Genomic DNA, 20,727 nt, shown 5'->3' with positions numbered 1-20,727 from the left:
CCAAAAACTTCGGGGGGATATTCTATACGCAACGACACGGGATGTCGTTAGTTTGAATGGATTTAAATACTAAATAATTCACGCCGCTGCGATAACAGCAGCGACGTGAATTCAGCAGAGGAAATTAATGAATTCCACCAATGCGCGATAACCGCACGCCGGTCGGCCATTCACCTTCCTGCTTTTCAAAACTCATCCAGATAGCGGTTGCTTTTCCGACCAGGTTGGCTTCCGGCACAAAGCCCCAGTACCGGCTGTCGGCGCTGTTATCCCGGTTGTCGCCCATCATGAAGTACTGACCGGGCGGCACAATCCAGGTGGCCAGCGGCAGACCGGACTGATGGTAGTACATCCCAACCTGATCCTGGGCAATCGGCACCATCAGAATTCGGTGCGTCACGTCGCCCAATGTCTCCTGACGCTCGGTAAGACGAATGCCGTCGGCTTTGGTTTCGCCCTTCGGCAACTGCCAGAAACCGCTGCTCGCTTCGCCGCCGTTGCTGCGGGAGAAGGTCTGAACAAAATCGCTCGGCTCCACGTTGGAATAGGTCACCGGCAGCGCGTTGCCGCAGGCCTGTCCGGAACTGCAGCCCGGCTGAATAGTGACCTGTTTGGCAACCGGATCGTAGGTGACCTTATCACCCGGTAACCCCACCGCGCGCTTAATGTAGTCCAGACGCGGGTCTTCCGGATATTTAAACACCACGATGTCGCCGCGCTTCGGATGGCCGGTCTCGATCAGCGTTTTCTGGTAGATAGGATCTTTAATGCCGTAGGCAAATTTCTCCACCAGAATAAAATCGCCGATGAGCAGCGTTGGCATCATCGAACCTGAAGGGATCTGGAAAGGCTCATAAATAAATGAACGTACCACCAGAACGATCGCCAGCACCGGGAAAACCGATGCGCCGGTTTCCAGCCAGCCCGGTTTCGGGCCGACTTTCTTCAGCGTCTTCTTGTCCAGTTGCTCGCCGGTCGCTGCCTGAGCAGCGGCCTGACGTTCACGACGTTTCGGTGCAAAAATGAACTTGTCCAGGCACCATAAAACGCCCGTCACCAGGGTTGCAATCACCAGGATCAGGGCAAACATGTTCGCCATGCCAACTCCTTAGGGTTATTTGCCGTCTTTACCAACGTGCAGAATGGCGAGGAACGCTTCCTGCGGCAGCTCAACGTTACCGACCTGCTTCATACGCTTCTTACCTTCTTTCTGCTTCTGCAGCAGCTTTTTCTTACGGCTGACGTCGCCGCCGTAGCATTTCGCCAGGACGTTTTTACGCAGCTGTTTCACCGTAGAGCGCGCGATAATGTGGTTACCGATGGCCGCCTGAATCGCGATATCGAACTGCTGACGCGGAATCAGATCTTTCATCTTTTCCACCAGCTCGCGGCCGCGATACGGCGCGTTATCGTTGTGGGTGATCAGCGCCAGCGCATCGACGCGCTCACCGTTGATCAGCACATCGACGCGTACCATGTTCGACGCCTGGAAGCGTTTGAAGTTGTAGTCCAGCGACGCATAGCCGCGGGAGGTGGACTTCAGGCGGTCAAAGAAGTCGAGAACCACTTCCGCCATCGGAATTTCATAGGTCAGCGCCACCTGTTTACCGTGGTAAACCATGTTGGTCTGCACCCCACGCTTCTCGACACACAAGGTAATCACGTTGCCGAGGAACTCCTGCGGCAGCAGCATGTGACACTCGGCGATCGGCTCGCGCAGCTCCTGAATATTATTCAGCGGCGGCAGCTTGGACGGGCTGTCGACGTAGATAACTTCTTTGGAGGTGGTCTCTACTTCGTAGACTACCGTCGGCGCGGTGGTGATCAGGTCGAGATCGTATTCACGCTCCAGACGCTCCTGAATGATCTCCATGTGCAGCAGGCCGAGGAAGCCGCAGCGGAAGCCGAAGCCCAGCGCGGTAGAGCTTTCCGGCTCGTAGAACAGAGAGGCATCGTTAAGGCTCAGTTTGCCCAGCGCGTCGCGGAAAGCTTCATAATCATCGGAGCTCACCGGGAACAGGCCGGCATACACCTGCGGTTTCACCTTCTTAAAGCCAGGCAGCGCTTTGTCTGCCGGGTTGCGGGCGGCGGTCAGGGTATCGCCCACCGGCGCGCCGAGGATGTCTTTGATCGCGCAGACCAGCCAGCCTACCTCGCCGCATTTCAGCTCGGTACGGTCAACCTGTTTCGGGGTGAAGATGCCCAGACGATCAGCGTTATACACCTGGCCGGTGCTCATGACCTTGATCTTGTCGCCCTTACGCATGGTGCCGTTTTTAATCCGCACCAGCGACACCACGCCGAGGTAGTTATCGAACCAGGAGTCGATAATCAGCGCCTGCAGCGGCGCGTCCGGATCGCCTTCCGGCGGCGGGATATCGCGCACCAGACGCTCCAGCACGTCGGTCACGCCGACGCCGGTTTTCGCTGAGCAGCGCACCGCGTCGTGGGCGTCGATCCCGACGATATCTTCAATCTCGTCCGCTACGCGCTCAGGGTCGGCCGCAGGCAGGTCGATCTTGTTGAGTACCGGAACCACTTCGAGATCCATCTCCATGGCGGTGTAGCAGTTGGCCAGGGTCTGGGCTTCTACCCCCTGCCCGGCGTCTACCACCAGCAGCGCGCCTTCGCACGCGGCAAGAGAACGGGAAACTTCATAAGAGAAGTCTACGTGGCCCGGGGTGTCGATAAAGTTCAGCTGGTAGGTCTCACCGTCGCTGGCCTTATAGTCCAGGGTGACGCTCTGCGCCTTGATGGTGATCCCGCGTTCGCGCTCAAGATCCATGGAGTCCAGAACCTGGGCTTCCATTTCACGATCAGAAAGGCCACCGCAAATCTGGATGATACGGTCAGACAGCGTCGACTTACCGTGGTCGATGTGAGCGATGATCGAAAAGTTACGTATATTCTTCATATTTAGAGTTAATTATGCCTTACGAGTATCATGAGGCCGCTGTACTGTGCCTGACGTTTTTTAATCCGAAAACGCCGCATTCTACACTACATCCGCGAAACCAGGAAATGCTGTTAGATCCAGCATACCCGCAGAAATTGTGGCGTTGTAACAGGAAAGGTAAATAAAGATAAGGGCCAGTGAAATTACTGGCCCATGTCGGAGGAAGGCGTATCAACACGCAGCAGATCCGGCGGCAGTGCGACGTTCAAAATCACCGGCTGCCAGGACTGGCGTGCAGCCAGTCGCGGCGACAGACCGCGCGCCACCAGGAAGCCGCCGACGCCGCCCAGCAGCGCGCCGCAAAGTGACGCAATATCGCTGGCAAACAGCACCTGAAAAATAGACGCCATTACAAACAGCCCCGCCAGCGGCGCCATATACACCAGCATCGCTGAGCCCAGCAGGCTGCTTTCAGCGATCCCCAGCTCCACTTTTTGCCCCGCGGCCAACGGCTGCTCGCAGGGCACGCTAATGGTATGGCTGGTCTGCGGCCCCAGCTTGTTTAGCACCCGGCTACCACAGCCGGCACGGGAGGCGCAGCTGCTGCAGGAGGCTTTAACGTCGCAGTGCACCTGCGCCACGCCGTTATGCCAGGAAACCACGGTGGCCCACTCTTTAATCATTGTACTGCCTTGAATTTAATACTGTCAGAGATACGCTTCGCCGTCTGCGGCGGCAGCTCGCCCACTACGGTTATCTCCGCGTTATCGCGCACCGTCGTGCTGACGGTGCGTCGGCCGGTGCGCAACAGCTGGTCGCTGCTGGCCGCCGTGGCGCGGTTGATATTGATCGAGAAGCTGAACAAGCCGTCGGAATAGAGACGTGATTCTACCGGACCGTCAAAGGTGGGAAGACGGCGCTGGCTGCTGGAAACCTCAGTCACGCCCTGCGGGAGCCACGTCGGCGCCCAGTTGAAGTTGGCTTTGTCGCCTCCTTCAGGCACCGACAGCTGCGGCGGCAAATTCGCTTTTGCCAGCGTCTCCATGCTGGCGCTGACGTTATCGCCAACATTGAAGGAGACAACCCGGAACTGCTCCAGCGTTTCCCCGTCGCGGTCGAGCAAATCGACGCGCAGCGGCAGCTTAGTTTCAGCATCCAGCCAGGCGATAAAGCTGTAGCGCGTGCCGTCGCGAGCCACGACGCGGATCACGTCGCAGAGGCGGTCAGCGATACGGGTACGGCCCACGGAAATAAAATCATACGCCGCGGAGAGGCGTTTGAAATCGCTATATACCAGCGATGGCAGCGAATCGACGATATAGTCGCCGTTCAGGGTGAACGGATCGAGACCGGGTTCAAAATAGCTGATTTCCGTGCCGCGCAGGACCACCTCCCGGCGCGGACCGTCCAGCTGCAGCAACTGCGCCAGCGGTTGGTTGTTCAGTCGCGCGTGACGATAGCGCAGCGACTCAACGCCTTGTTTGCTGATGCTAACAAAAGACAGCTCATAATTGAGAGACTGGCTGGCCAGGTTCATCTGCTGCAACAACGCCCCGGACGATGTATCAGCCGAGGCGTTGACAGAGAACAACAGGCTGCCTGCCATGAGCGACATGGCACACCAAAGTTGCTTCATTACTGCGATTGCGTTCCTAAAGTTTGATAGCCCGGTACCTGGACTGCGGCCTGCTGAGTCTGGGCCTGGCCAAACTGAAGCTGCTCAGCGTGCAGGCGGCGCTGCAGTTCGTAGTCCTGCAGCATGGCGTTAATTCGGCGGCGCTGTTCCTGGACCTGCGCCTGCTGGCCGCTTCCCGCTGACGCGTCAGCCGGCACGCCAAGACTTACCGGGCTTGCTTTACCCATCATGGGCAGCGTATTGAACACCGGCGCTTCTGGCTGCTGAGCGGAATCAGACTGACCATTATAGTGCTGGACGCCGACGATAACCGCAAGCGATACACAGGCGGCAACGCCCATTTGAGTCAGGGAGCTGGCCCACGGACGCACCTTGTTCCAGAACGGCATCTGCCGCCACTGATGCGGTGCGGGCTGAGATTCAGGAATAAGCGGAGCCGTCTGACGAACGGGCTCATTTTCAATGGCGGCCATCACCCGGGCGGAGATATCAAATTGCAGCACCTCAGCGGTATCGCCACGCAGCGTATCGCGGATAAGGTGATAACTCTCCCAGGTTTTTTGCATCTCAGAAGAACGACTCAGCTCGTTGAGCAGTTCGTTATCCAGCGTTTCACCATCCATTAAAGCCGAAAGTTTTTCTTTCTGCATGCCTGATACCCTTTTCCAGTATTCCGCTATCGTCAACGCCTGATAAGCGGTTGAACTTTATTATCAATAGCTTCTCGCGCCCGGAAGATACGCGAACGCACCGTCCCAACCGGACAATCCATGATAGCGGCTATCTCTTCATAGCTCAGGCCATCCAGCTCCCGTAACGTAATTGCCATGCGTAAATCTTCCGGGAGCGATTCAATGGTACGAAAAACTATTTGTCTCAGTTCTTCTGACAACATTAAGTTCTCAGGGTTCGAAATTTCTTTCAACGCCCCGCCGCTTTCGAAGTTTTCCGCCTCGTTGGCGTCAACATCGCTGGACGGCGGACGGCGCCCCTGAGCAACCAGATAATTCTTCGCCGTGTTGACGGCGATACGGTATAACCAGGTGTAAAAAGCGCTATCTCCCCGGAAAGAGTCCAGCGCACGCCATGCCTTAACGAACGATTCCTGAACAACGTCAGCGATATCGCCCGGCGGTACATAGCGGGAAACCAGGCTCGCGACCTTATGCTGATAGCGCACTACCAGCAAATTAAACGCTTTCTGATCTCCTTTCTGGACCCGTTCAACAAGGACCTGATCCGTTAACTGCTCGCTCATCCGAGGTAATGTCTCCCCAAACCCAATTCCCATGCGTCTTCAAAACACCACCCAAAATCTGCATTATGAGCAAGCTGACTGTTGGAGTGCATGAAAACAATAAAGTTCCGTTACGCTTTTTGTTTTTTGTCTGGCAACGGCGGCAGATCGTTATCAATCATTATATGCCCAGGTTGCTAAACGATAGGTAAGTCAATAAGAAAAAGCGCAGGCCCGTCTGAAGGGTATCGTAACACGCCGTTTATTTCACTATAAAATCCAATGCCATCAACCTTCCCCGCGTCTCATTTTCAGCGCGCAAGACGCCGTTTCCGTTCGCCTTTTGTTTAGCCGTCACAACAGCAGACAAAAAAATTGTACGATTCCTCACGGACCGGTGCTATTGTGAGCTAAATGTGTTTAGTAAATTAAACAAAGACAATGAATACCACTCCTGACTTCTCTTGTGATGTGTTGATTATCGGCAGCGGCGCTGCCGGTCTTTCCCTTGCCCTGCGCCTGGCTGAGCACAGTTCGGTGACAGTGCTGAGTAAAGGGCCGATCAGCGAAGGTTCGACGTTCTACGCCCAGGGTGGGATTGCCGCCGTCTTCGATGAGACGGACAGTATTGAATCCCATGTCGAAGATACCCTCATCGCCGGCGCGGGACTCTGCGATCGTCATGCGGTCACCTTCGTCGCCAGCAACGCCCGATCATGCGTCCAGTGGCTTATCGATCAGGGAGTGCTGTTTGACACCCAGGTCCAGGCCAATGGCGAAGAGAGCTATCATCTCACGCGCGAAGGGGGGCACAGCCATCGGCGCATTCTTCACGCCGCCGACGCCACCGGCAAAGCGGTAGAGACGACGCTGGTCGATAAAGCGCTTGCCCATCCTAATATCCGCATCCTTGAGCGCAGCAATGCCGTCGATTTGATCGTATCGGATAAGATTGGCCTGCCGGGCACCCGCCGGGTGGTCGGGGCATGGATCTGGAATCGTAATAAAGAGCGGGTGGAAACCTGCAGCGCGAAAGCCGTAGTACTCGCTACCGGCGGGGCCGCGAAGGTTTACCAATATACCACTAACCCCGACGTCTCTTCCGGAGACGGGATTGCGATGGCCTGGCGGGCGGGATGTCGGGTGGCGAATCTGGAGTTTAACCAGTTCCACCCCACCGCGCTATATCACCCCCAGGCGCGTAATTTCCTGCTTACTGAAGCGCTGCGCGGCGAAGGCGCCCACCTTAAACGCCCGGATGGCACCCGCTTTATGCCGGACTTTGACGAGCGCGGCGAGCTGGCCCCGCGCGATATCGTCGCCCGCGCCATCGACCATGAAATGAAGCGCCTGGGCGTAGACTGTATGTTCCTTGATATCAGCCATAAACCCGAGGCGTTTGTTCGCCAGCATTTCCCGATGATTTATGAAAAGCTGCTCGGCCTGGGAATTGATTTAACCAAAGAGCCGGTGCCGGTCGTCCCCGCCGCGCATTACACCTGCGGCGGCGTGATGGTGGATGATAATGGCCGCACCGACGTCGATGGTTTATACGCCATCGGCGAAGTCAGCTACACCGGGCTGCACGGCGCGAATCGTATGGCGTCGAACTCGTTGCTGGAGTGCCTGGTCTATGGCTGGTCCGCCGCGGAGGATATTACCCGGCGCCTGCCGCTCGCCCAGAAGGTCGCCACGCTGCCAGCATGGGATGAAAGTCAGGTGGAGATCCCGGATGAACTGGTGGTTATCCAGCACAACTGGCACGAACTGCGCCTGCTGATGTGGGATTACGTGGGGATTGTGCGCACCACCCGCAGGCTGGAGCGCGCCCTGCGGCGCATTACCATGCTCCAACAGGAGCTGGATGAGTATTACGCCCGCTTCCGCGTCTCGAATAATTTGCTGGAACTGCGCAATCTGGTGCAGGTGGCGGAGCTTATCGTACGCTGCGCGATGTTGCGTAAGGAGAGCCGCGGTCTGCATTATACCCTCGACTATCCGCAGCCGCTGCCTGACAGCGGCCCGTCGATACTCTCGCCCCTGGCTCACATAAAGAGATAAAAGTCCTCGGTCAGAGCGGTAAAGCCTTCCGAATATTGCTGCTCTGGCCCGCGGATCGCCAGCCTGTCGCTGAAACACTCCCCTGCCGTCGGGGAGAAAGCCAGCAGCACCCGATGCGGCGGTCGCAGCTCGGTCTCCGCCACGTCAGTACGCAGTCGCAGATGCCAGCCCATCGCCCTTGCCCGTTCGATGAACGCATTACCAATATCCACCGGCAACACCACGCAAAAAAAACCTTCTTCGGTAATATGCTCTGCGGCACAGGTCAGCAGGGAGGCGTGATCGAGCGTCGTGGTGTACCGCGCCTGCTCTCGCTGCGAGGTCGCGCATGGCACGCCTTCGGCAAAAAAGGGCGGATTACTGATTATCAGTTCATAGCGTCGAGTTTGCGACGGCTGCCACTGATGAATATCGGCCTGCCAGACCTCAATCCGCGAAGCCCACGGCGACGCGAGGGCGTTTTCCCGCGCCTGAGCGGCGGCCTCTTCGTCCAGTTCTACCGCCTCGACATGCACATCATCTCCGGTACGCTGCGCGAGCATCAGCGCCAGCAGGCCGCTGCCCGCGCCAATATCCAGCACATGCTTCACTCCGGCAATCGGCGCCCAGGCGCCCAGCAAAATGCCGTCGGTACCCACCTTCATGGCGCAGCGATCGTGAGCGACAAAGAACCGTTTGAAGGTAAAACCATTGCGCGGCAGCGCAAACTTCGACTGAGACATCCTCAATAACCTTGCCGACAAAAACTCCTGAACCTAAGGCTATGCACAATACCGGAGAACAGATAGCCTTACAAACAGATGAACATTACGTCAGTAACGTCTATAATCGGCGGCCCACTCAGAGGTAGAACATGACTGTAACGACTTTTTCCGAACTTGAACTCGACGAAAACCTGCTGGAAGCCCTCCAGGATAAAGGTTTCACTCGCCCGACAGCCATTCAGGCCGCCGCTATTCCGCCTGCGCTCGATGGCCGTGACATTCTCGGTTCAGCGCCGACCGGCACCGGTAAAACGGCGGCGTATCTGCTGCCAGCGTTGCAGCACCTGCTCGATTTCCCGCGTAAGAAATCCGGCCCGCCGCGCATTCTTATCCTGACGCCGACCCGTGAGCTGGCGATGCAGGTGGCCGACCACGCCCGCGAGCTGGCGAAGCATACCCATCTGGACATTGCTACCATTACCGGCGGCGTGGCGTACATGAACCACGCGGAAGTGTTCAGCGAAAACCAGGACATCGTAGTCGCCACCACCGGTCGCCTGCTGCAATATATTAAAGAAGAGAATTTCGACTGCCGCGCCGTCGAGACCCTAATCCTCGATGAAGCCGACCGCATGCTGGATATGGGTTTTGCCCAGGATATCGAAACCATCGCCGGTGAAACTCGCTGGCGCAAGCAGACTATGCTGTTCTCAGCGACGCTGGAAGGCGATGCGATCAAAGACTTTGCTGAGCGTCTGCTGGAGGAGCCGGTTGAAGTTTCCGCCAATCCGTCAACCCGCGAGCGTAAGAAAATCCATCAGTGGTACTACCGCGCCGACGATATCGAACATAAAACCAAACTGCTGGTGAATCTGTTGCAACAGCCGGAAGCCACCCGCGCTATCGTGTTTGTGCGTAAGCGCGAGCGCGTGCATGAGCTGGCTAACTGGCTGCGTGAGGCCGGGATTAACACCTGCTGGCTGGAAGGCGAGATGGTGCAGGCCAAGCGAAACGAAGCTATCAAGCGCCTGACCGACGGCCGCGTCAACGTGCTGATCGCCACCGACGTCGCTGCCCGCGGTATCGATATTCCGGACGTCAGCCACGTCTTTAACTTCGATATGCCGCGTACCGCGGATACCTACCTGCACCGTATCGGTCGTACCGGCCGCGCCGGTAAAAAAGGGACCGCCATTTCTCTGGTCGAAGCTCATGACCACCTGCTGCTGGGTAAGATTGGTCGCTATATTGAAGAGCCGTTGAAAGCCAGAGTTATCGATGAACTGCGCCCGACGACCCGTGCGCCGAGCGAGAAGCTGACGGGTAAGCCATCGAAGAAAGTGCTGGCGAAGCGTGCGCAGAAGAAAAAAGATGAAAAAGAGAAACCGCGGGTGAAGAAGCGCCACCGCGATACGAAAAATATCGGTAAGCGCCGGAAGCCAAGCGCGGCCGGGACGCCATCAGCGTCCAGCGATGAGTAAAAAAAACGCCGGGATATCCCGGCGTTTTCACATCTGGCGTTAGCCTTACAGGCTTTCGGTAAAGGTACGGGCGATAACGTCGCGCTGCTGTTCCGGCGTCAGAGAGTTGAAGCGTACCGCGTAGCCGGAAACACGAATGGTCAGCTGCGGATATTTTTCCGGATGCTCAACCGCGTCCAGCAGGGTTTCGCGACGCAGCACGTTAACGTTCAGGTGCTGACCGCCTTCGACGCGCACTTCCGGTTTCACGTCCACCGGGATTTCACGGTATTCGATTTCACCCAGTTTGCTTACCGCAACCACATCATCTTCCGCAAAACCACCTTTGGCGCACAGGCAGCGCGCTTCGCCTTTTTCGCTATCCAGCAGCCAGAAAGAGTTGAGCAGGTCGTCGTTTGCCGCTTTAGTAATTTGGATACCAGTAATCATTTGATGCCTCCCAGGCAGTGTTTATTCGATTTTGGCCTCTTCGCGGCCAATTGGTAAAACCATTGTTGTATGAGTGTATATATATCAGCCGCACCCTCGGCATTCCTTGATATAAATCAATAAAAACCACTCACCCAACGTGGGTATAGGAGGTTTTTATTGTTTTACATCAAGTTACGCCATTGTGAGCTATAAATAATTTTGTAAATTTTCAATTTTTTTGCATAAAAGCCGGCATCAGGCCGTGCCGATTTTGTTCTATAGAAAGAAGCCGTTAAGCTATAGCGATGACCCTTTTGCAGGAGAGCAAGATGACCACCCCTTTAACCTGGCATGACGTGCTGGCGGATGAAAAGCAACAACCCTATTTTCTCAATACTCTGAAGACCGTCGCCGAAGAGCGCCAGTCCGGGATCACCATCTATCCACCGCAAAAAGACGTCTTCAATGCGTTTCGCTTTACTGAACTGGGCGATGTCAAAGTCGTCATTCTCGGCCAGGACCCCTATCACGGCCCGGGTCAGGCCCATGGTCTGGCGTTCTCAGTTCGTCCGGGCGTCGCGATCCCGCCTTCGTTGCTGAATATGTATAAAGAGCTGGAGGCCACGATCCCCGGCTTTACCCGCCCCATCCACGGTTATCTCGAAAGCTGGGCACGACAGGGCGTGCTGCTGCTGAATACGGTCCTGACCGTCCGCGCCGGACAGGCGCACTCGCACGCCAGTCTGGGCTGGGAGACCTTTACCGATAAGGTTATCGCTTTAATCAATGAGCATTGCGAGGGAGTAGTTTTTCTGCTGTGGGGCTCTCATGCGCAGAAGAAAGGCGCGATTATCGATCGTCAGCGCCACTGCGTGCTGAAGGCGCCGCATCCATCACCGCTCTCTGCGCATCGCGGCTTCTTTGGCTGCAATCATTTCGTACAGACCAACCAGTGGCTGGTTGACCGCGGCGAAACGCCGATCGACTGGATGCCGGTCCTTCCCGCTGAAAGCGAGTGATTGACAGCCATAAAAAAAAGCCAGCATCAGCTGGCTTTTTTGCATTCAGGCAGGCGAATCACGCCTTGTTCTGACGCCACCATTCCGCCAGCAGGACGCCGGTCGCCACAGAGACGTTCAGGCTTTCGACATTACCGGTACCGTCGATGGCAACGCTGAGATCGGCGCTGGAAATCGCCGCATCGGACAGACCATCACGTTCCTGGCCTAACGCCAGCACCATTTTCTTCGGCAGCTCGGCTTTAAACAGCGGGGTACCATTATGGCTGGACGTTGAGACAATCGCGTAGCCCGCTTTGCGGAACTGATCGAGGGTATCGATAAAGCTGTCGCCAGTGATCGGTTCAACATGCTCCGCACCGCCCTCCGCCGTACGGATCGCCGCCCCGGACTCCAGCACGCCAGCATCCTGAACCACCACGCCCTTCACGCCAAAGTGCGCGCAGCTACGCATGATCGCCCCGAGATTATGTGGGTTACCCACATCTTCCAGCGCCAGAACGCAATCTTCTTCCCCGGCCTTCGCGACCCATTGAGCAACAGAAGTGCCCTGGCGTTTTTTGATCAGGAAGCAGACGCCGCCGTGGTGCTCGGTGCCGGAGGCTTTCGCCAGCTCGGCTTCGTCCACCACGTGATAGGCCTTACGGTTGGCCGCCATCCAGCGCAGCGCCTCTTTAAAGCGCGGCGTCACGCTCTGAATAAACCAGGCGCGAACGATAGCTTCCGGACGGCTCTGGAACAGCGCCTGGCAGGCGTTTTCGCCATATACGCGGGTCTCTTCCGCACGCTGACGACGCAGCACTTCCGGATCGATAAAGCTCTTCCCGCTGATCCCGCCGTGATCTTCTTTTACCGGCGTCTCATCGCCAGGAGCGCGGGAAACGGTACGCCACGGAGACGCATCGTCGCGATGAAAATCATCGCGTTTGCGATCGTCACGCTTACGGTCGTCACGTTTGCGATCGTCGCCGCGGCTGTTTCGTTCGTCACGCGCAGGGCGGCTGCGGCCGTCAACACGAGATTTTCCTGGACGATCTCCCCCTTTCCCGGTACGTGGGTTATGGGTGCGTTTGTCAGAATCATCATCACTGCGGACATACATCACTTTGACCTTGCCGCTTTTATTTTTCAGTTCGTCGCTCATCAATTTTCTCCACCTGCGCTGCGCGAAGCGCGCAGATTACCCGATGTGCCATCGCTTCGCCATGATTTCGTTTAAAAGCCGGCCTCTATTGCACTCATCGAACAAAACGCATTGTCCTCAAATAACACTTCATCGATAATATGTAACATCACAGAAACATATCGGCCACGTGCCACGTTGCAACCCATAACCAGAGGTTAGTTATGAATACCGTTTGTGCCAGTTGTCAGGCTCTGAACCGCCTCCCGGACGATCGTAGCGCGGATGGCGCAAAGTGCGGACGCTGCGGTCACGATCTTTTTGACGGCGACGTCATCAACGCGACCGGGGCAACGCTGGATAAACTCTTGAAGGACGATCTGCCGGTCGTTGTCGATTTCTGGGCGCCATGGTGCGGACCCTGCCGTAGCTTCGCGCCGATCTTTGAAGACGTCGCGGAAGAGCGTAGCGGGAAGATGCGTTTTGTGAAAGTCAACACCGAAGCGGAACGTGAGCTTAGCGCCCGGTTTCGTATCCGCAGCATCCCGACCATTATGATGTTCAAAAATGGCGAAGTGATCGACATGCTCAATGGCGCAGTGCCAAAAGCGCCATTCGATAGCTGGCTTAACGAAGCCGGCCAACAATAACCCTTCCGGGGCACCGCTTGTGCCCCGTTTTCACCTCTGCGACAATAGCGTTTTTCACTAGCGACTCCCATGACTGATAACGCTGTCCTTCGCCTGCGCGCCGAACGTCTCGCGCGAGCTACCCGCCCTTTCCTTGCGCGCGGCAATCGCATCCGCCGCTGCCAGCGCTGTCTGCTGCCGCTCAAGCAGTGCCTGTGCGCCACGTTAACCTCGGCGCAGGCCGCCAGCCGCTTCTGCCTGGTGATGTTTGATACGGAACCGATGAAGCCCAGCAACACTGGCCGGCTCATCGCCGATATTCTGCCAGATACCGAAGCGTTTCAGTGGTCGCGTACCGAACCGCCGCAGGCGCTGCTCGATCTGGTCGCCCATCCTGATTATCAGCCCATGGTCGTATTTCCGGCCTCCTATGCCGGGCCGGAGCGCCAGGTCCTGAGCGCGCCGCCGTCCGGTAAACCGCCGCTGTTTATCATGCTCGACGGCACCTGGACCGAAGCGCGCAAAATGTTCCGTAAGAGCCCTTATCTCGACGCGCTGCCGATTATCTCCGTCGATCTGTCGCGCATCTCTGCCTACCATCTGCGCGAGGCGCACGCCGACGGACAATATTGTACCGCGGAAGTGGCCATCGCCCTGCTGGATCTGGCGGGCGATGCCCCGGCCGCCGCTGCGCTTGGCGAGCACTTCACCCGCTTCCGGACCCGCTATCTGGCGGGAAAAACCCAGCATAAGGGCAGTATCACAGCGGGCCAGGTGGAAAACGTTTAAAATCATTCGGTCACTGGGATGAAAGGAGACCGGTATGAGCCAACGAGGCCTGGAAGCGCTGCTGCGACCAAAGTCCATCGCCGTTATTGGCGCATCAATGAAGCCGCAGCGCGCTGGCTATCTCATGATGCGCAACCTGTTAGCCGGCGGCTTCAATGGCCCGGTGATGCCGGTCACCCCCGCCTGGAAGGCGGTTCTTGGGGTACTGGCATGGCCTACCATCGAGAGCCTGCCGTTTACGCCGGATCTGGCGGTGCTCTGTACTAACGCCAGGCGTAATCTCGAATTGCTCGAAGCCTTAGGGCAAAAAGGCTGCAAGACCTGCATCATCCTCTCTTCGCAGCCGGAACAGTACCCGGCGCTGCTCGAATGCGCCGCGCGCTATCAGATGCGTCTGCTCGGCCCCAACAGTCTCGGACTGCTGGCCCCATGGCAAGGGCTGAACGCCAGCTTTTCACCGGTGCCGATCCATCGCGGTAAACTGGCCTTTATCTCGCAGTCGGCCGCCGTCTCCAATACTATCCTTGACTGGGCGCAACAGCGCGAGATGGGTTTTTCCTACTTCATCGCCCTGGGTGATAGCCTGGATATTGATGTCGATGACCTGCTGGACTTTCTGGCCCGCGACAGCAAGACCAGCGCCATTTTGCTGTACCTCGAGCATCTCAGCGACGCGCGCCGCTTTGTCTCCGCCGCGCGCAGCGCTTCGCGAAACAAACCTATCCTGGTGATTAAAAGCGGCCGTAGTCCGGCGGCGCAGAAGCTATTGCACGCCAATTCCGGGATGGACCCGGCATGGGATGCGGCCATTCAGCGCGCTGGTCTGCTGCGGGTGCAGGATACCCATGAGCTGTTCTCTGCGGTGGAAACCCTCAGCCACATGCGCCCGCTGCGCGGTGAAAAACTGATGATCGTCAGCAACGGTGCGGCGCCGGCGGCGCTGGCGCTGGATGAGCTTTGGTTGCGAAACGGTAAGCTGGCGACTCTCAGCGAGGAGACGCGCGACGCCCTGCGCCAGGCGTTGCCGGTTGGCGTGGAGATCGCCAACCCGCTGGATCTACGTGATGACGCTAGTAGCGAACACTATCAGCGGGCGGTGAATGTTTTGCTCAACAGTCAGGACTATGACGCGCTGCTGGTGATCCACTCTCCCAGCGCCGCCGCGCCGGGCACCGAGAGTGCCCTGGCCCTGATTGACGCTCTGAAGCATCACCCGCGCGGTAAATATGTCACCGTGCTGACCAACTGGTGCGGCGAATTTTCCTCGCAGGAAGCGCGACGTTTATTCAGCGATGCCGGCCTCCCTACCTACCGTACGCCGGAGGGCACGATCACCGCTTTTATGCATATGGTGGAATACCGTCGCAACCAGAAACAACTGCGCGAGACGCCGGTGCTACCAGACTCCTTAACCGCCAATACCAGCGAGGCGCATGCTCTGCTGCAGCAAGCGATAGATGACGGCGCCACCACGCTGGATACTCACGAGGTCAGCCCGGTGCTTCGGGCCTATGGCATCCACACGCTGCAACCTGGATTGCCGCTGACAGCGCGGAAGCGGTGCATATCGCTGAGCAGATAGGCTATCCGGTTGCGCTGAAGCTGCGTTCTCCGGATATCCCGCACAAATCGGAAGTACAGGGGGTCATGCTCTATTTGCGTACCGCCGCCGAGGTGCAGCAGGCTGCAGATGCGATGATCGATCGCGTCAAACTGGCCTGGCCCCAGGCGCGCATCCATGGATTGCTGGTGCAAAGCATGGCCAATCGCGCTGGCGCCCAGGAGCTAAGAGTAGTGGTTGAGCACGATCCCGTCTTCGGCCCGTTGATTATGCTGGGCGAGGGCGGCGTGGAGTGGCGGGCCGAGGACCAGGCCGCCGTGGCGCTGCCGCCGCTGAATATGAACCTGGCGCGTTATCTGGTGATCCAGGCGATCAAAAATAAGAAGATCCGCGGCCGCAGCGCCTTGCGCCCGCTGGATATCGCTGGCTTAAGCCAGCTGCTGGTTCAGGTCTCGAACCTGATCGTCGACTGCCCGGAGATCCAGCGCCTGGATATTCATCCCCTGCTCGCCTCCGGCAACGAGTTTACGGCGCTGGACGTTACCCTGGGGCTTGCTCCCTTCAGCGGCGACAGTGAAAGCCGTCTCGCTATTCGTCCCTATCCGCACCAACTGGAGGAGTGGGTGGTGATGAAAAATGGCGATCGCTGTCTGTTCCGGCCGATCCTCCCGGAAGATGAGCCACAGTTGCTCGCATTTATCGCCCAGGTCACCAAAGAAGATCTCTATTATCGCTATTTTAGTGAGATCAACGAATTTACCCATGACGACTTAGCCAATATGACCCAGATCGACTACGATCGAGAAATGGCGTTCGTTGCCGTCAGGACCAGCGCAGAGAAGAGCGAGATCCTCGGCGTGACGCGGGCGATCTCCGATCCCGATAATATTGACGCCGAGTTTGCCGTTCTGGTCCGTTCAGATTTAAAAGGGTTAGGCCTGGGGCGAAGGTTGCTGGAAAAGCTGATCGCCTATACGCAAAGCCATGGCCTGCAGCGCCTTAATGGTATTACGATGCCAAATAACCGAGGCATGATAGGCCTCGCCAGAAAGCTGGGATTCACCGTCGATATTCAGCTGGAAGATGGGATTGTCAGCCTGTCGCTGCCCCTGAATCAGGGATAATCGCGCGACGCTGACCGCAATTGTTGACCACATTAGCGGGTAGTAATGGTATTATTGCCCGCTTACGTCGTCTGCATGGTACAGAAGACCCTTCAATAAACAGAGAAGAAACGCACTGTGATGTTGTCAAAATTTAAGCGTAATAAACATCAACAACACCTTGCCCAACTCCCTAAGCTTTCTCAGTCAGTTGATGATGTAGAGTTCTTTTACGCCCCTGCGGAATTCAGGGAAGCGTTACTGACCCGGATTGCCCACGCCACTCAGCGTATATGCATTATTGCGCTCTATCTGGAGCAAGATGATGGCGGAAAAGGAATTTTGCAGGCCCTTTATGACGCCAAACGCCAGCGTCCGGAACTGGATGTCCGCGTTCTGGTGGACTGGCACCGCGCTCAGCGTGGCCGTATCGGCGCCGCCGCCTCTAATACCAATGCCGACTGGTATTGTCGGATGGCCAATGAAAATCCAGGGGTAGATATCCCCGTTTACGGCGTGCCGATTAACACCCGGGAGGCGCTCGGCGTTCTCCATTTCAAAGGCTTTATTATTGATGACTGCGTCCTCTACAGCGGCGCCAGCCTGAATGATGTTTATCTGCATCAGCATGATAAGTATCGCTATGATCGCTATCAGTGCATCCGTAACGGCAAAATGGCGGACATCATGTTCGACTGGGTCGACAACAATCTGGTTCAGGGGCGCGGCGTTAACCGTCTCGACAGACCGGATCGGCCAAGAAGCCCGGAAATCAAAAACGACATTCGCCAGTACCGTCAGGAGCTCCGCGACCGCAGCTACCATTTTGTCGGCACCGCTGGTGACGAAGAACTCTCCGTCACCCCGCTGGTAGGCCTGGGTAAATCGAGCCTGCTGAATAAAACCATCTTTCACCTGATGCCCTGTGCCGAACACAAGCTGACGATCTGCACCCCCTACTTCAACCTCCCTGCCGTACTGGTAAGAAATATCATCCAGCTGCTGCGCGACGGAAAACAGGTGGAGATTATTGTCGGCGATAAAACGGCTAACGATTTCTACATTCCTGAAGATCAGCCGTTTAAAATCATCGGCGCCCTTCCCTATCTGTATGAGATCAACCTGCGGCGTTTCCTCAGCCGGCTGCAGTATTATGTCAATACCGATCAGCTGATCGTCCGCCTGTGGAAGGATGACGATAACAGCTACCACCTGAAAGGCATGTGGGTTGACGATGAGTGGATGCTGCTCACTGGCAACAACCTGAACCCGCGCGCCTGGCGGCTCGATCTGGAAAACGCCATTCTGATCCACGATCCAAAGCGGCAGCTGGGGGCCATGCGGGAGAAAGAGCTGAAGCTCATCCGCACCCACACCACGGTAGTGAAACATTATCGGGATCTGCAAAGTATCGCCGACTATCCGGTGAAAGTGCGAAAACTGATCCGCCGCCTGCGGCGGATCCGCATTGACCGGCTGATCAGCCGTATTCTCTGACTATCAGCCCCGCCTCGACGGGGCTTTTTTCTGGAAGCGCTATGCGTACGATAATAGTGATTGCTTCGCTGCTGTTAACCGGCTGCAGCCACATGGCAAATGATGCATGGTCCGGTCAGGACAAGGCCCAGCATTTTCTGGCCTCAGCGATGCTCTCTGCCGCTGGCAATGAATATGCGCAACATCAGGGTTACAGCCGGGACCGCAGCGCCGCTATCGGCCTGATGTTTTCCGTCAGCCTTGGCGCCTCAAAAGAGCTTTGGGACAGCCGCCCGGCTGGGAGCGGCTGGAGCTGGAAGGATTTTGCCTGGGATGTCGCCGGCGCGACCACCGGCTACGCTGTATGGCAGTTGGCTCATCAGTAAGCGTTACAGACGCAACCCCTTCCCTTTGCGATGCAACATCAGGGAGACAAGGAAGGCAATGGCGGCCATCACCGTCACATACCAGTAGAACGCGTGCTCTATCCCTGCCGACTTAAGCGACAGCGCGACGTACTCCGCAGAGCCGCCGAACAATGCGTTCGCGACGGCATAGGACAACCCGACCCCAAGCGCGCGAACCTGAGCCGGGAACATCTCTGCTTTCAGGATGCCGCTGATCGAGGTATAGAAACTGACAATCAGTAAGGCGCAGATCACCAGGCCGAAGGCGGCATAGGGTGAGCTCACTTTTTGCAAGGCGCTGAGAATAGGCACGGTAAATAACGTCGCCAGCACGCCAAAGCACAGCATGGAGGTCCGGCGGCCAACTTTATCCGAGAAGGCGCCGAATAGCGGCTGAACCAGCAGATAAACGAACAGCGCCGCGGTCATGATCACGCTGGCGGTGCTGGCCGTCATGCCCGCCGTGTTGACCAGATACTTTTGCATATAGGTGGTGAAGGTGTAGAAGGTCAGCGATCCGGCGGCGGTAAAGCCTAACACCATCGCAAAGGCCCGGCGATTGCGCCACAACCCTTTAAATGAGCCAGCCTCTTTCAGCGCCCGGGTCTCCTGCTTCGAGGTTTCGTCCAGCTGGCGACGCAGCCACAGCGCGACGATAGCCAGTACCGCCCCGAGGGCAAAAGGAATACGCCATCCCCAGGCATGGAGATCTTCATCGCTAAGCACCTGCTGGAGCGCCACAACCACTAATACAGCCAGCAGTTGACCACCAATCAGCGTAACGTACTGGAAGGAGGCATAGAAGCCTTTCTTACCCTCCACCGCGACTTCACTCATATAGGTCGCACTGGTGCCGTATTCTCCGCCAACAGACAGCCCCTGGAACAGACGCGCCAGCAGCAGCAGCGCCGGGGCCCAGGTGCCGATCACCGCATAACCCGGCAGACAGGCAATCACCAGTGAGCCAAAGCACATCATGCAGACCGAGATAAGCATGGACGTTTTACGTCCCCGGCGGTCAGCGATCCGACCAAACAGCCATCCACCGATAGGACGCATCAGAAATCCGGCGGCAAATACGCCTGCCGTTTGCAGCAGTTGGGTGGTGGTATTTCCGGATGGAAAGAAGATGTGCGCGAAATAGAGCGAGCAGAATGAGTAAACGTAAAAATCAAACCATTCAACCAGATTCCCCGAGGAAGCGCCAACAATTGCCCAAATACGACGACGGGTATCGGCCAGTTCCGGCGCGCCCCGTTCGGTAATGCTACTTTCTGTCATTGTTATATTGCTCCAGCAAAGACTGCAATCTGTCTTGTCGGGCGTACCACGTCACGCAGACAAATTAATTAGTAAACTAAATGTTATATAATTGTTATATTTTTATATGTGATTGGATTCACATTTTTTTTCGCAAGCACGGTTTTCGCGATCATCGCCAGCGCAGGGGCAGGGAAAAAGTGGATTATGGCGAAGGGATTGCCATGACGGGGTTTTATTTTGCGTTGAAAGGAGATAATGGAGCGAACATGGCGTAATTTTCGCCGGAGGCGGTGCTGCGCACTTTGTCCGGGCTACGCTTTTGTAGCCCCGGTAAGCGCAGCGCCACCGGGGGAGATATACCCCACACAGCAAAAAACCCCGCACCTTTCGGGACGGGGTTCTTTTTAAACGCAAAAACAAAAAGCCCGGTCTTTCGACCGGGCTTTCTGCTTTATTTGATGCCTGGCAGTTCCCTACTCTCACATGGGGAGACCCCACACTACCATCGGCGCTACGGCGTTTCACTTCTGAGTTCGGCATGGGGTCAGGTGGGACCACCGCGCTAGTGCCGCCAGGCAAATTCTGTTTTATCAACACGTCTCACCAACGTATCGATTAATCTGTATCAGAGCTGAAAATTCTCTCAAATCGCCAAAACATCTTCGGCGTTGTAAGGTTAAGCCTCACGGTTCATTAGTACCGGTTAGCTCAACGCATCGCTGCGCTTACACACCCGGCCTATCAACGTCGTCGTCTTCAACGTTCCTTCAGGAGACTTAAAGTCTCAGGGAGAACTCATCTCGGGGCAAGTTTCGTGCTTAGATGCTTTCAGCACTTATCTCTTCCGCATTTAGCTACCGGGCAGTGCCATTGGCATGACAACCCGAACACCAGTGATGCGTCCACTCCGGTCCTCTCGTACTAGGAGCAG

At 56.7% G+C, this 20,727-nt stretch carries 18 protein-coding genes, 2 rRNA genes and 1 pseudogene; 8 read left to right on the top strand and 13 right to left on the bottom strand.

Annotated elements, in window-relative coordinates; genetic code table 11:
* Window positions 1-124: 124 nt before the first annotated feature.
* The 7 genes from lepB to rseD form a co-directional block, all read right to left on the bottom strand.
* Entirely contained in the window at window positions 125-1,099 is a 975-nt protein-coding gene (lepB, locus tag HMPREF1024_RS05160; RefSeq protein ID WP_002914067.1) for a signal peptidase I, read from the bottom strand.
* Between the two features lie 15 nt (window positions 1,100-1,114).
* Window positions 1,115-2,914 carry a translation elongation factor 4 gene (gene lepA / locus HMPREF1024_RS05165; protein WP_002914069.1) on the bottom strand — a complete coding sequence of 600 codons (1,800 nt, stop codon included), beginning with the start codon at window positions 2,912-2,914 and terminating at the stop codon, window positions 1,115-1,117.
* Window positions 2,915-3,099: 185 nt separating this feature from the next.
* Window positions 3,100-3,579: a SoxR-reducing system protein RseC gene (gene rseC, locus HMPREF1024_RS05170; protein ID WP_004144354.1), complete on the bottom strand. Its 480-nt coding sequence runs from the start codon at window positions 3,577-3,579 to the stop codon at window positions 3,100-3,102.
* Complete coding sequence (gene rseB, locus HMPREF1024_RS05175; protein WP_002914070.1) at window positions 3,576-4,532, bottom strand: sigma-E factor regulatory protein RseB; 957 nt, start codon at window positions 4,530-4,532, stop codon at window positions 3,576-3,578. The genes rseC and rseB overlap by 4 nt, the downstream gene beginning before the upstream one ends.
* A complete protein-coding gene (rseA, locus tag HMPREF1024_RS05180; RefSeq protein WP_002914072.1) occupies window positions 4,532-5,182 on the bottom strand; it encodes an anti-sigma-E factor RseA in 651 nt (216 codons plus the stop codon). Before rseA ends, rseB begins: the two co-directional genes overlap by 1 nt.
* 32 nt (window positions 5,183-5,214) lie before the next feature.
* Window positions 5,215-5,790, bottom strand: coding sequence for an RNA polymerase sigma factor RpoE (gene rpoE / locus HMPREF1024_RS05185; protein WP_002914074.1), 576 nt, complete (start codon window positions 5,788-5,790; stop codon window positions 5,215-5,217).
* Window positions 5,787-5,882, bottom strand: a complete 96-nt coding sequence (gene rseD, locus HMPREF1024_RS32185) for a rpoE leader peptide RseD (protein WP_121980491.1) — start codon at window positions 5,880-5,882, stop codon at window positions 5,787-5,789. The genes rpoE and rseD overlap by 4 nt, the downstream gene beginning before the upstream one ends.
* A 328-nt stretch (window positions 5,883-6,210) precedes the next feature.
* Between rseD and nadB the strand changes: the two genes are divergently transcribed.
* On the top strand, window positions 6,211-7,830 hold the full coding sequence (gene nadB / locus HMPREF1024_RS05190) for an L-aspartate oxidase (protein WP_002914076.1): 1,620 nt from the start codon (window positions 6,211-6,213) through the stop codon (window positions 7,828-7,830).
* Here nadB and HMPREF1024_RS05195 read toward each other — a convergent pair.
* Window positions 7,815-8,552, bottom strand: coding sequence for a tRNA1(Val) (adenine(37)-N6)-methyltransferase (locus HMPREF1024_RS05195; protein WP_002914079.1), 738 nt, complete (start codon window positions 8,550-8,552; stop codon window positions 7,815-7,817). The genes nadB and HMPREF1024_RS05195 overlap by 16 nt on opposite strands.
* A gap of 131 nt (window positions 8,553-8,683) precedes the next feature.
* On the opposite strand from HMPREF1024_RS05195, the gene srmB reads away from it, so the two are divergent.
* The gene (gene srmB / locus HMPREF1024_RS05200; protein ID WP_002914082.1) at window positions 8,684-10,015 is read left to right on the top strand and encodes an ATP-dependent RNA helicase SrmB; all 1,332 of its coding nucleotides are present in this window, start codon (window positions 8,684-8,686) and stop codon (window positions 10,013-10,015) included.
* A gap of 45 nt (window positions 10,016-10,060) precedes the next feature.
* On the opposite strand, the gene grcA is transcribed toward srmB, so the two are convergent.
* Window positions 10,061-10,444 (bottom strand): autonomous glycyl radical cofactor GrcA, encoded by a 384-nt coding sequence (gene grcA, locus HMPREF1024_RS05205; RefSeq protein ID WP_002914084.1) that lies wholly within the window; start codon window positions 10,442-10,444, stop codon window positions 10,061-10,063.
* A gap of 311 nt (window positions 10,445-10,755) precedes the next feature.
* Between grcA and ung the strand changes: the two genes are divergently transcribed.
* Window positions 10,756-11,445: a uracil-DNA glycosylase gene (ung, locus tag HMPREF1024_RS05210; protein WP_004185149.1), complete on the top strand. Its 690-nt coding sequence runs from the start codon at window positions 10,756-10,758 to the stop codon at window positions 11,443-11,445.
* 58 nt (window positions 11,446-11,503) lie between these two features.
* Here the strand turns inward: ung and HMPREF1024_RS05215 are convergent, their stop codons facing one another.
* Complete coding sequence (locus HMPREF1024_RS05215; RefSeq protein WP_009309476.1) at window positions 11,504-12,589, bottom strand: tRNA/rRNA methyltransferase; 1,086 nt, start codon at window positions 12,587-12,589, stop codon at window positions 11,504-11,506.
* 203 nt (window positions 12,590-12,792) lie between these two features.
* Here HMPREF1024_RS05215 and trxC point away from each other — a divergent pair, with 203 nt between their 5' ends.
* The 5 genes and pseudogenes from trxC (at window position 12,793) to HMPREF1024_RS05235 (ending at window position 18,512) form a co-directional block, all read left to right on the top strand.
* A complete protein-coding gene (gene trxC, locus HMPREF1024_RS05220; RefSeq protein ID WP_002914091.1) occupies window positions 12,793-13,218 on the top strand; it encodes a thioredoxin TrxC in 426 nt (141 codons plus the stop codon).
* A 69-nt stretch (window positions 13,219-13,287) separates the two neighbouring features.
* Complete coding sequence (gene tapT / locus HMPREF1024_RS05225) at window positions 13,288-13,986, top strand: tRNA-uridine aminocarboxypropyltransferase (protein WP_004174808.1); 699 nt, start codon at window positions 13,288-13,290, stop codon at window positions 13,984-13,986.
* A gap of 34 nt (window positions 13,987-14,020) precedes the next feature.
* Window positions 14,021-16,671 (top strand): annotated as a pseudogene (pat, locus tag HMPREF1024_RS0127335) (protein lysine acetyltransferase).
* Between the two features lie 120 nt (window positions 16,672-16,791).
* Entirely contained in the window at window positions 16,792-18,147 is a 1,356-nt protein-coding gene (gene pssA / locus HMPREF1024_RS05230) for a CDP-diacylglycerol--serine O-phosphatidyltransferase (protein ID WP_002914094.1), read from the top strand.
* 41 nt (window positions 18,148-18,188) lie between these two features.
* On the top strand, window positions 18,189-18,512 hold the full coding sequence (locus tag HMPREF1024_RS05235) for a YfiM family lipoprotein (RefSeq protein WP_002914095.1): 324 nt from the start codon (window positions 18,189-18,191) through the stop codon (window positions 18,510-18,512).
* A gap of 3 nt (window positions 18,513-18,515) precedes the next feature.
* Here HMPREF1024_RS05235 and HMPREF1024_RS05240 read toward each other — a convergent pair whose 3' ends face one another.
* The 3 genes from HMPREF1024_RS05240 to HMPREF1024_RS0127325 form a co-directional block, all read right to left on the bottom strand.
* Window positions 18,516-19,814: an MFS transporter gene (locus HMPREF1024_RS05240; RefSeq protein ID WP_009309473.1), complete on the bottom strand. Its 1,299-nt coding sequence runs from the start codon at window positions 19,812-19,814 to the stop codon at window positions 18,516-18,518.
* A gap of 442 nt (window positions 19,815-20,256) precedes the next feature.
* Window positions 20,257-20,372: ribosomal RNA gene (gene rrf / locus HMPREF1024_RS05245) — 5S ribosomal RNA — on the bottom strand.
* 96 nt (window positions 20,373-20,468) lie between these two features.
* Window positions 20,469-20,727: ribosomal RNA gene (locus tag HMPREF1024_RS0127325) — 23S ribosomal RNA — on the bottom strand; the annotation flags it as partial.

It is taken from the genome of Klebsiella sp. 4_1_44FAA, from assembly GCF_000238715.1.
GTDB lineage: Bacteria > Pseudomonadota > Gammaproteobacteria > Enterobacterales > Enterobacteriaceae > Klebsiella > Klebsiella pneumoniae.
Note: the sequence above shows the minus strand (reverse complement) of the source record. Positions and strands in the feature narration are given on the sequence as shown.